Raw genomic sequence first — 11,620 nt, forward strand, 5'->3', positions numbered from 1 at the left:
GGCAAATCGTAACTCCGACGTTTGCTAGGGGACTGGTGCTCTAATAATTTTAGGAGGTGTGCCAAATGGCATTAACAAAAGAACGTAAGAACGAAATTATCAATGAGTATAAAATTCATGAGAATGATACAGGTTCACCAGAAGTACAAATTGCAGTTCTTACAGAAGAAATTAATAATTTGAATGAACATTTACGTACGCATAAAGGTGATCATCATTCACGTCGTGGATTAATGAAGATGGTAGGTAAACGCCGGAATCTTCTCGTATATTTACGTAAAAAAGATGTTACACGTTACCGCGATTTGATTAAAAAACTTGGTTTACGTAGATAATATAAAAAAGCAGGAGAAATCCTGCTTTTTTTGTATCTTAAACTTTTACTTCATTTACAATTACGATAAATATCTATAGTATAGAGATAGGAACATTTTGAAAGGAGTTCTTGTATATATGTCAGAAACAAAGAAAGTATATTCCACGGAGATAGCTGGAAAAAAATTTATAGTTGAAATTGGAGAATTAGCAAAGCAAGCAAATGGTGCTTGCATGATTCAATATGGAGATTCTTCGGTTTTAGCAACAGTAACAGCATCGAAAACAGCGAAAGACTTACCGTTTTTTCCTTTAACTGTTAATTATGAAGAACGTTTATATGCTGTCGGAAAAATCCCAGGCGGATTTATTAAGCGTGAAGGGCGTCCAAGTGAAAAAGCCATTCTTGCATCACGTTTGATCGATAGACCTTTACGTCCTTTATTTCCAGAAGGATTTCGTAATGAGGTACAAGTCATTAGTACGGTCATGAGTGTTGATCAAGATTGTTCTACAGAAATCGCTGCGATGATTGGTTCATCAATTGCTTTATCCATTTCCGATATTCCTTTTGAACAACCGATTGCAGGTGTTCAAGTCGGACGTATTGATGGGCAATTCGTTATTAATCCAACCGTCGAAGAAGCAGAACAAAGTGATCTTGACTTAACCGTTGCTGGAACTAAAGATGCGATAAATATGGTCGAAGCTGGAGCTAATGAATTGCCAGAGGATATTATGTTAGAGGCAATCATGTTCGGTCATGATGAGATTAAGCGAATCATCACTTTCCAAGAAAAAATTATCAAAGAAGTTGGAAAAGAGAAGATGGAAGTCGACCTATTCGAAGTTGATGAATCATTAGCTAAAGAAGTTAGAGAGAAGGCAGAGAGTAAACTTAATGAAGCCATTCAAATACACGAAAAACATGCTCGTGAAGAAGCGATTGAACAGGTTAAAGAAGAAATCCTACAATTATATGTGGAAGAGGCCGAAGAAGACTCTGAGATACTTAATCATGTCAATGTTGTTCTCGAACAAATTGTTAAAGATGAAGTGCGTCGTTTAATTACACAAGAAAAAAAGCGACCAGACGGAAGAAAACCAGATGAAATACGTCCTCTTTCATCGCGTGTCGGTCTATTACCACGTACACATGGCTCTGGTTTATTTACACGTGGACAAACCCAAGCTTTAAGCGTGTGTACATTAGGTGCTTTAGGCGATGTGCAAATATTAGATGGATTAGATTTAGAAGAGTCTAAACGGTTTATGCATCATTATAATTTCCCACATTTTAGTGTAGGTGAGACAGGACCAATTCGTGGACCAGGTCGGAGAGAAATTGGTCATGGTGCATTAGGAGAGCGCGCATTGGAATATGTTATTCCATCTGAAACTGAATTTCCTTATACGATTAGACTTGTATCTGAAGTTTTAGAATCAAATGGTTCAAGTTCACAAGCAAGTATTTGTGCAAGTACTTTAGCGATGATGGATGCAGGCATTCCAATTAAAGCTCCTGTTGCTGGTATTGCAATGGGCCTAGTAAAAGATGGCACTGATTATACAATTTTAACAGATATCCAAGGAATGGAAGATGCTTTAGGCGATATGGATTTTAAAGTCGCAGGAACTGAAAAAGGAATTACTGCTCTGCAAATGGATATAAAAATATCTGGTTTATCAAAGGAAATATTAAGTGAAGCTCTTGCCCAAGCGAAAGTCGGTCGGATGCACATTTTAAAATCTATGTTAGAAACAATTGAAAGACCACGTGAACAATTATCACCGTACGCTCCAAAAATCTTGACGATGGAAATTAATCCTGAGAAAATCCGAGACGTTATTGGACCAAGTGGAAAACAAATCAATCAAATTATTGATGAAACAGGAGTAAAAATTGATATTGAACAAAACGGTGACATTTTCATTTCGTCAGATGATTCAGCAATGAATGAAAGAGCTAAGAAAATTATAGAAGACATCGTTCGTGAAGTTGAAGTTGGTGAAATGTATTTAGGAAAAGTTAAACGGATTGAAAAGTTTGGTGCATTTGTTGAATTATTCAAAGGTAAAGATGGTCTCGTTCATATCTCTGAATTAGATGTTAAGCGGACGAATAAGGTTGAAGATGTCGTTAATATTGGTGATGAAATTATGGTAAAAGTAATCGAAATTGATTCACATGGACGCATTAATTTATCAAGAAAAGCAGTGTTAAAAGATCAAGAAAAAAGAGCAAAACAAAATCAATAAATAAACATTGAAGAAGCTGGAAAACCAGTTTCTTTTTATTTCAATGAAAATCATATCTCCTCCCTCTCTTTCATATCAATAAAGCAAGGGGAGGGACAAGTTATGATACGATGGCAACAATTTGCTCAATTATTAGTGTTTATAATATTAGTCATATTGACATGGAATGTGCCTAATCATCCTTTAGTTAAAGATGTATCATATATGACCGTAAGTAAACCGAATGATTTACTCTATAAAGAAATTAAAGCTAAGGCAAAACAATATGAAGAAGAACCAGAAAATGCTTATATTGATGATGTATGGAAAAAAACTCCAGGGCGTAACGGGTTAAAAGTGAACTTAAATGAATCATATAAGAAAATGCTAAAGACAGGTGAATTTAATGAATCATATCTCGTCTTTGAAGAAGTCCCACCAAAAAAATCACTTGAAGATATAGGTGCCTCACCGATATATCGTGGTCATCCGAAGAAAAATATGGTTTCCTTATTAATTAATGTGTCATGGGGAGCAGAGCATATACCGAAAATTTTAGATATTTTAAAAAAGAACCATGTTAAAGCGACATTTTTCATTGAGGGAAAATGGGCAAAAGAACATGTTGAATATGTTCAAATGATCGATGAACAAGGACATACGATTGGTAATCATGCTTATGACCATCCAGATATGGCTCGAATGTCAAAACAAGAAATTGAATATCAAATCATACAGACGAATGAAATATTACGCACCATTACTGAGAAAAAAACTAAATGGTTTGCTCCACCGAGTGGAAGTTATTCTAATCTCGTTGTCAGGGCGGCACATCAATTAAATATGGAAACTATTTTATGGACGGTGGATACAATTGACTGGAAGAAACCATCTGTTTCTGTTATGCTGAATCGCGTGATGAATCATATCCATCCAGGAGCAACTGTGTTAATGCATCCAACACCTGTGATAGAAAAAGGGCTCGAACAATTAATTGATGCGATAAAAAGAGAAGGATATAAAATAGGTTCAATCGACGAATTACTATCAGAAAAAAGATAAAGTAGGACAAATTAGGGGGATATATGAGTGGTCGAAAAACATATTTGTAAAAATGGATTGCGAATCGTATCAGAATACATTCCAACTGTACGTTCAGTTACAATTGGCATATGGGTCTTATCAGGATCACGCCATGAAACGAGAGAAAATAATGGGATTTCACACTTTATTGAGCATATGTTTTTTAAGGGGACAAAATCAAGAACAGCTCAAGAAATTGCTGAAGCGTTTGATTCAATTGGTGGCCAAATTAATGCCTTCACATCTAAAGAATATACGTGCTACTATGCTAGGATTTTAGATAATCATAAAGAGGATGCACTAAAAATATTAGCTGACATGTTTTTTAACTCTCTTTATGAAGAAGAAGAAATGAATCGAGAAAGAAAAGTGGTTATGGAAGAAATAAAAATGTATGAAGATACGCCAGATGATATCGTTCATGATTTGTTAGCAAAAGCAGTTTATGGAGAACATCCATTGGGCTTTCCAATATTAGGTACAGAAAGTCATTTACAATCATTTACTAAAGAAACGATTGTAAATCATATGGAAAAACGTTATCATCCAGAAAATGTAGTCATTTCAGTTGCAGGTCATTTTGATGAACAATTTATTCAGTTAGTGGATGATCTGTTTGGACATTTTGAGAAAAAAGGAATAAATAACCAGATGGATACACCATCTTTTCTTGCAAATCATATTAGAAAAGATAAAGATACTGAGCAAGCCCATCTTACGTTAGGTTTTAATGGATTATCAGTTCACGATGATTCTCTATATAGTATGATTGTTCTAAATAATGTGTTAGGTGGTAGTATGAGTTCACGTTTGTTTCAGGAAGTAAGAGAAAAACGTGGGTTAGCTTATTCGGTTTATTCATATCATACATCATTTTTAGATAATGGGCTATTAACGATTTATGCAGGTACTGGAAATGAGCAGTTACCACTACTAAAGGAAACAATTTTCCAAACGATTGATGAACTTATCGAAAATGGTATAACGGAAAAAGAACTTCGAAATAGTAAAGAACAACTTAAAGGGAATATTGTTTTAGGTCTAGAAAGTACGAATAGTAGGATGAGTCGAAATGGAAGAAATGAACTTATACTTGGTAAGCATCGAACAATGGATGAAATGATTCAAATGATTGATCAAGTCACATTAGAAAGTATCCAATCAGTTATTGAACAGGTCTTTAACGAAGATTACGCTTCTGCCTTAATTGCCCCAAAAATGGAGAAATAAATTATAACATCATGAATATATATAATGATATTAAATATAAAGGGAGGCGTTTATGAGATATAGGGAGATAAGTGGTAAGGAAATTGTGAACATTCATAATGGAACAAGGCTCGGGATTCTTGGGCAAACAGACTTAGAGATTGATACAAAAACAGGAAAGATTCATGCTTTTATTATACCTGATTACAAATGGTTCGGTCTTAAAAAGCAAGGAGAAGAAATGAAAATACGGTGGGATGATATAAAGAAAATTGGCGAAGATATGATTATCGTTGAATTTGAATAAGAAGCGAAGGGCTGGGACAAAACCAGTCTTAAATGAGAAAAATTGCGGAAACATTTTAATGTTGTTTCCGCATTTTTTTGTTTCGGATTGTTATGATCACTATTTTATATTTTTGCGGTATACTTTCTTAAGTTTGCCGCCATTACTGCAAATGCTCATTCATTTTCTCTTTCGGTTTTCTCTGATCGAAAATCGAGAGAATGACAAATTAGCCTTCAGGAATCCAAAACTGGTTCAACATCTATTTCACGGTTTTATATTTGTTATCATCTTTTAGATGATAAAACACAAAAAATCCAAATTGGAAACGAGTAAAGTTCTCTATCCCGCATGGTTACAAACAAATCTTCAAATCCATGCAGAGTAGCTAGCTCTACCCCGTATGGTTACGTGCAAATCTTCAAATCTATGCAGAGTAGCTCGTTCTATTGATCATTTACGTACTGGCATTTCATTAGGATAAGGAGACTGGGACAGAAGGAAAAAGTGAACAAAAATAGTTTTTTTCACCATCAGAGGTTTTGTTCCAGTCTCTTTTTTATGCCCAATTATTATTAAGTGTACCTTTATTTAGACACTCTCTAACACCTTTAACATAAGCTATATAGAAGTGATTTTAGGGGCATAGCTCATAGATGTGGAGAGGATGAGTTAGTATGTCGGAGTATACCGTCGCTATCATTGGTGGAGATGCAAGGTATATTGAATTAATAAGACAACTGCAATATATTCCACAGATAAATATAGTTATTTCTGGTTTCAATAAATTGGAACAAGGTTTTATCGGTGCACAACATGTCGATTTTTCTGACTTAAACATTGAACATATCGATGCCATTGTTTTGCCAATTACTGGCACGAAACAAAAAGGTCAAGTAGAAACCATCTTTTCAGATGAAACGATTATACTAACCGAGAAATGGTTTAAACGATTAAAAAAGCCGACTCCTGTATTTACAGGAATTACAAATCATTATTTAACTTCTATTACTACAAATACGTATGCACAAGTTATTCCGTTATTAGATCGTGATGATGTGGCGATATTTAATTCAATTCCAACAGCAGAAGGAACGATATTAATGGCAATGAAGCATACTGATTATACCATTCATTCTTCACGTGTCATTGTCGTTGGATTCGGAAGGGTTGGTCACACTGTAGCAAATAAATTTGCAGCATTAGGAGCTCATGTTTCAGTCGCCGCATCACGAATAAAAGATTTGGCACGTATCATTGAAATGGGGCTTAACGCGATTCCAATTGAACAGCTTTATCAATATACAAATGAATGTGACATATTAATCAATACGGTACCCGCACGAGTCATTAATGAAAAAGTCATTCAACATTTACCATCACACGCGCTCATATTTGATTTAGCATCAAAACCAGGTGGAACTGACTTTAAGTTCGCTAAACAACGCGGCATTAAGGCTATTTTATCGGAAAGTTTACCTGGTATTGTCGCTCCTAAAACAGCTGGTAAAATACTAGCAGATGTTATTATTCAAATATTACAAGAAAGGGGTTCAACAAATGAATCTTGAAGGGAAACGGATTGGGTTTGGTTTAACAGCATCTCACTGTACGTACGAAGCTGTTTTTCCACAAATGGAAAAGTTAATTGATTTAGGTGCCGAAGTCGTGCCGATTGTCTCATATAATGTGTTTAATGTAGATACAAAATTTGGTAAAGCAAAAGACCATATTGCTAAAATAGAAGAAATAACAGGTAAAAAAGTTATTGCTACGATACCAGAAGCAGAACCACTCGGACCAATAACACCACTAGATGTAATGGTTATTGCACCGTTAACAGGCAATTCTATGAGTCGACTTTCAAATGCTATTACAGATACCCCACCATTAATGGCTGCAAAAGCAACAATGCGAAATCAGAAACCAGTTGTTCTAGGTATATCAACGAATGATGCACTCGGTTTAAATGGAGTAAATTTAATGCGATTGATGTCAAGTAAATTCATATATTTTATACCATTTGGTCAAGATGATCCTATTAAAAAACCAAATTCTCTCGTTGCAGATATGCAATTATTACCAAAAACGGTTATGCATGCATTAAAAGGAGAGCAAATTCAGCCAGTTATTATACCATTTGAAAGCTAAATGTTGTATGATAAACTAGTAGGACTAGATAGAAAGGGAGTCATAGAATGATTAATAAAAAAGCTTATCATATAGCAATTGTTGGAGCAACGGGTGCAGTAGGACAAAAGATTATGGATGTGCTAGCGGCTCGAAAGTTTCCTATTCAATCATTGAAACTTTTATCCTCAGAGCGCTCAGCAGGGACAAAAGTAGAATTCAATAATAAACAGATCGTTGTAGAAAAAGCTACTCCCGAAAGTTTTGCAGGCATTGATATTGCATTTTTTTCTGCGGGAGGAACTGTTTCAGAATCTCTCGTTCCAGAAGCAATAAAACACGGTACTGTTGTCATCGATAATACAAGTGCATACCGGATGAACGCCAATGTCCCATTAGTTGTCCCTGAAGTTAATGCAAAAGATTTAAAGGACCATAATGGTTTAATATCTAATCCAAATTGTTCAACGACCCAAATGGTCGCTGCCTTAAAACCAATTGATGATGCATTCGGTTTAAAACGTGTTATCGTTTCAACATATCAAGCTGTTTCAGGAGCTGGTCAAGAAGCGGTTGATGAATTAATTAAACAAACTGAGGCTTCTTTAAATGATGAACCGTTTGAAGCAAAAATATTACCAGTAAAAGGTGACGAGCGTCATTTTCCAATTGCGTTTAATGCTTTACCACAAATCGATGTCTTTGAAGATAATGGATATACGAAAGAAGAAATGAAAATGATAAATGAAACCAAAAAAATAATGAATAGACCTGATCTGAAGATTGCGGCTACTTGTGTCCGTTTACCATTTTTCACATCTCATGCAGAAAGTATATACATTGAAATTGAAAAAGATGGAGTGAATGTATCAGACTTTTGGGATGTATTAAAGAAGGCTGAAGGTTTAAAGTTACAAGATGATCCTGATACACAAACGTACCCGACACCATTAAGTGCAGCTAATAAAGATGATGTGTTTGTAGGTCGGGTTCGGCAAGATTTAGATAATAAACAAGGTTTTCACCTCTGGGTCGTATCGGATAATTTATTAAAAGGCGCAGCATTAAATACGGTTCAAATAGCTGAATGCTTAATTAAAAACAAGTGGTTATAATGAATTCAATTATCGATCATTATTGAGGTGTGATTAACAATATGCAAATTTTAGTACAAAAATTCGGTGGTACTTCTGTACAAAATGAAAAAAGCAGAGCGCATGTTTTGAAACATATAAAACATGCGCTTGTAGAAAATTATAAAATAGTTGTGGTTGTATCTGCTCTTGGTCGTAAACCAGATCCTTATGCAACCGATTCATTACTTGATCTAGTACAATTTCCAGCAAATTATAATTCAAAGCGTGAACTGGATTTACTTATGTCGTGTGGTGAAATCATTGCTTCGGTTGTCTTATCCAATGAACTACAGAGAAATCATATTCGCTCTATCGCCTTAACTGGTGCCCAAGCAGGATTTATTACAAATGATGATTTTACACAGGCGAAGATAAAGCAAATCAATCCGAAGCGTATTATAGATGAATTTAAATCACATGATGTCATCGTTGTTGCTGGTTTTCAAGGTCAGACAGAAACAGGGGAAATAACGACGATAGGTCGAGGGGGAAGTGATACGACTGCTGCCTCATTAGGTGCTGCACTACAAGCAGACCGAATTGAAATTTTTACTGATGTGAATGGTGTCATGACAGCTGATCCTAAAGTCGTAGAATCGGCTTGTCCAATAGATACAGTGACATATACTGAAATATGTAACCTTGCCTATCAAGGGGCAAAGGTCATCCATCCACGTGCAGTTGAAATAGCCATGCAAGCGAAAATTCCAATACGTGTCCGTTCAACTTATGCAGAAGATGGCGGTACATTGGTCACTTCATCAACCGATATTACAGATCGTTTAATTACAGGGATTGCTCATATTTCCTCAATTACACAAATAAGCGTTGATATGGAAGAAGGTCATGCTAGACAATCAGACGTATTTAAGGCAATGGCTGATGCTGGTATATCAGTTGACTTTATTAATATTTCGCCAACAGGTGTTATTTACACAGTGACAGAAGCTGATACAGAAAAGGCTATTGAAATCTTAAAAACATTAGGTTTTAACCCATCCATTACACCTAACTGTGCGAAAGTGTCAGCTGTAGGAGCCGGTATGACAGGAGTACCAGGTGTTGCCTCAAAAATTGTTCAGGCTTTAACAAGTGCTGGTGTCCAGATTTTACAATCAGCAGATAGCCATACAACCATATGGGTTTTAGTCCATGAAAAAGACTTAAAAATTGCAGTGAATGCACTTCACAATGCATTTCAATTAAATAAGATTAATGGTTCCAAATTAAATTAGCTTAACATAGGAAGGTGTTTGAGTTATGAATTTCGGTCATGTTTTAACCGCAATGGTCACACCATTTGATGAAAATGGTGCCATTGATTTTGATAAAACGTCAAATTTAATCGAGCATTTAATAAATCATGGTACGGACGGTTTAATTGTGTCTGGAACGACTGGTGAATCACCAACACTAACATATGAAGAGAAAATAGCATTGTTTAAACATGTTGTTAAAGTTGTTGATAAACGAATTCCTGTCATTGCTGGTACGGGTAGTAATTGTACAGATGATTCAATTACATTGACAAAAGAAGCTGAAGCATGTGGTGTTGATGGCATTATGCTTGTCGTGCCATATTATAATAAACCGAGTCAAACTGGATTATATAAACATTTTACAACGATTGCTAAAGAAACAACGTTACCGATTATGTTATACAATATACCAGGAAGATCTGGTATTAATATGACCGCTGAAACTGTTATTGAATTAAGTAAAGTCGAGCAGATTGTCTCAGTAAAAGAAGCATCAGGTAATCTAGACCAAGCGACAAAAATCATTGCAGAAACAGATGAATCTTTTACCGTTTATTCTGGTGATGACGGCCTTACGCTCCCTATGATGTCTATAGGGGGAAATGGTATTGTTTCTGTAGCTTCCCATGTTATTGGACTTGAAATGCAAGAAATGATTCAAGCTTTTTTACAAGGTGATCATCGGAAGGCTGCTACATTACATCAAGAGTTACTTCCTATCATGAATGGACTTTTCCAAGCACCATCACCTGCACCTGTTAAAGCGGCCTTGAAAATAAAGGGTGTCGATTGCGGTGGTGTGCGTTTACCACTAGTTGAATTGAATCAAGAAGAATATCAAACATTAGAACATTTAATGACTAAATAAGTTATGCTTAATATAGAACCGAACAATGTACTGGTTTGCTACGTACATTGTTCGGCTTTTTCATGTTTTACTTTTTAAATGTCATTCGAATCTTGATAAGATATTAAAGTGCCAGGGGAATAATTTTCATTTAGAAAATCGCTTGGATCTGTTGAGATGAGCTGGATAATTTTATAGTTCCCATCTGATATGTTTTCTACATATATATTTTTTCCTTTATAGGATATAGAACGGAGCTTTGTATAATCTGTTTCAGAAATTGGAAAGATATCTAATTCTGAAAGAGGGGTGTATAAAATCATTGAATCACCTCTTGAGTTTTTCTCATATTAATTAATTGATTTACTTTTTCCATTGCATTTTTTACGCCACCTACTTCATCGATTAACCCATGTTTTACGGCTTCTGTGCCAACGATATTCGTCCCGATATCTCGTGTTAAATTCCCTTTAGCAAACATCAATTCCTTAAATTGATCTTCTTTAACTCCTGAATGTTCGACAACAAATTGAATGACACGTTCTTGCATTTTATCAAGGTATTCAAATGTTTGTGGAACACCAATTACTAATCCGGTTAATCGAACCGGGTGAATCGTCATTGTAGCTGTTGGAACGATATAAGAATAATCAGCAGCAACCGCTATTGGAACACCGATACTATGTCCGCCCCCTAATACAATTGAAACAGTCGGTTTTGATAATGAAGCAATCATTTCAGCTAAAGCTAACCCAGCTTCAACATCACCGCCAACTGTATTAAGTAAGATGATTAGACCTTCAATTTTTGGATTTTGTTCAATAGCAATTAATTGTGGTAAAATATGCTCATATTTTGTTGTTTTATTTTGTGGTGGTAACTGGATATGTCCTTCCACTTGACCGATAATGGAAAGTACATGAATATTCGTATCTGGGGCTTCTGCAACAGATGTTTGTCCTAACTGTTGTATTTTGTGTACTAAATCAGACGTTTGTTCTTTTTGTTCGTTATTTTGTTGTTTTTTTCCCACTTGACTCTTTTCCATCATCATGCTCCTTTATAATTTCTATTTATAGTATGTTCTACATGATATGGAAACATGCACATATATTAA

Annotated in this window: 12 protein-coding genes and 1 pseudogene; 10 read left to right on the forward strand and 3 right to left on the reverse strand. The window is 35.3% G+C overall.

Going from position 1 to position 11,620, the window contains the following annotated elements; translation table 11 throughout:
* Window positions 1-65: 65 nt before the first annotated feature.
* The 5 genes from rpsO (at window position 66) to HNQ35_RS05465 (ending at window position 5,152) form a co-directional block, all read left to right on the forward strand.
* Window positions 66-335, forward strand: a complete 270-nt coding sequence (gene rpsO / locus HNQ35_RS05445) for a 30S ribosomal protein S15 (protein ID WP_146935766.1) — start codon at window positions 66-68, stop codon at window positions 333-335.
* Between the two features lie 118 nt (window positions 336-453).
* A complete protein-coding gene (gene pnp, locus HNQ35_RS05450; RefSeq protein WP_146935768.1) occupies window positions 454-2,574 on the forward strand; it encodes a polyribonucleotide nucleotidyltransferase in 2,121 nt (706 codons plus the stop codon).
* Window positions 2,575-2,676: 102 nt separating this feature from the next.
* Window positions 2,677-3,615: a polysaccharide deacetylase family protein gene (locus HNQ35_RS05455; protein WP_146935770.1), complete on the forward strand. Its 939-nt coding sequence runs from the start codon at window positions 2,677-2,679 to the stop codon at window positions 3,613-3,615.
* A 27-nt stretch (window positions 3,616-3,642) separates the two neighbouring features.
* A complete protein-coding gene (locus tag HNQ35_RS05460; protein ID WP_146935772.1) occupies window positions 3,643-4,866 on the forward strand; it encodes a M16 family metallopeptidase in 1,224 nt (407 codons plus the stop codon).
* 52 nt (window positions 4,867-4,918) lie between these two features.
* Window positions 4,919-5,152: a YlmC/YmxH family sporulation protein gene (locus tag HNQ35_RS05465; RefSeq protein ID WP_146935774.1), complete on the forward strand. Its 234-nt coding sequence runs from the start codon at window positions 4,919-4,921 to the stop codon at window positions 5,150-5,152.
* Here the strand turns inward: HNQ35_RS05465 and HNQ35_RS14575 are convergent.
* Window positions 5,050-5,403: pseudogene (locus HNQ35_RS14575) on the reverse strand (hypothetical protein); the annotation flags it as partial. The gene HNQ35_RS05465 and the pseudogene HNQ35_RS14575 sit on opposite strands and share 103 nt — an antisense overlap.
* A gap of 405 nt (window positions 5,404-5,808) precedes the next feature.
* Between HNQ35_RS14575 and dpaA the strand changes: the two are divergent.
* Genes dpaA through dapA form a run of 5 tightly spaced genes read left to right on the forward strand, consistent with a single transcriptional unit; the run spans window position 5,809 to window position 10,524 of the window.
* Entirely contained in the window at window positions 5,809-6,702 is an 894-nt protein-coding gene (gene dpaA, locus HNQ35_RS05470) for a dipicolinic acid synthetase subunit A (RefSeq protein WP_146935776.1), read from the forward strand.
* Window positions 6,692-7,282 carry a dipicolinate synthase subunit B gene (locus HNQ35_RS05475; protein WP_146935778.1) on the forward strand — a complete coding sequence of 197 codons (591 nt, stop codon included), beginning with the start codon at window positions 6,692-6,694 and terminating at the stop codon, window positions 7,280-7,282. The genes dpaA and HNQ35_RS05475 overlap by 11 nt, the downstream gene beginning before the upstream one ends.
* Before the next feature lie 47 nt (window positions 7,283-7,329).
* Window positions 7,330-8,376, forward strand: a complete 1,047-nt coding sequence (asd, locus tag HNQ35_RS05480; RefSeq protein WP_146935780.1) for an aspartate-semialdehyde dehydrogenase — start codon at window positions 7,330-7,332, stop codon at window positions 8,374-8,376.
* A gap of 41 nt (window positions 8,377-8,417) precedes the next feature.
* Window positions 8,418-9,632 (forward strand): aspartate kinase, encoded by a 1,215-nt coding sequence (gene dapG, locus HNQ35_RS05485; RefSeq protein ID WP_146935782.1) that lies wholly within the window; start codon window positions 8,418-8,420, stop codon window positions 9,630-9,632.
* Window positions 9,633-9,657: 25 nt separating this feature from the next.
* A complete protein-coding gene (dapA, locus tag HNQ35_RS05490) occupies window positions 9,658-10,524 on the forward strand; it encodes a 4-hydroxy-tetrahydrodipicolinate synthase (RefSeq protein ID WP_146935784.1) in 867 nt (288 codons plus the stop codon).
* A 74-nt stretch (window positions 10,525-10,598) separates the two neighbouring features.
* Here the strand turns inward: dapA and HNQ35_RS05495 are convergent, their stop codons facing one another.
* Window positions 10,599-10,826 carry a YlzJ-like family protein gene (locus tag HNQ35_RS05495; protein WP_146935787.1) on the reverse strand — a complete coding sequence of 76 codons (228 nt, stop codon included), beginning with the start codon at window positions 10,824-10,826 and terminating at the stop codon, window positions 10,599-10,601.
* Entirely contained in the window at window positions 10,823-11,551 is a 729-nt protein-coding gene (locus tag HNQ35_RS05500) for a ClpP family protease (RefSeq protein ID WP_281284178.1), read from the reverse strand. Before HNQ35_RS05500 ends, HNQ35_RS05495 begins: the two co-directional genes overlap by 4 nt.
* Window positions 11,552-11,620: the final 69 nt, after the last annotated feature.

Source organism: Cerasibacillus quisquiliarum (assembly GCF_014202495.1).
GTDB classification, from domain to species: Bacteria; Bacillota; Bacilli; order Bacillales; family Amphibacillaceae; genus Cerasibacillus; species Cerasibacillus quisquiliarum.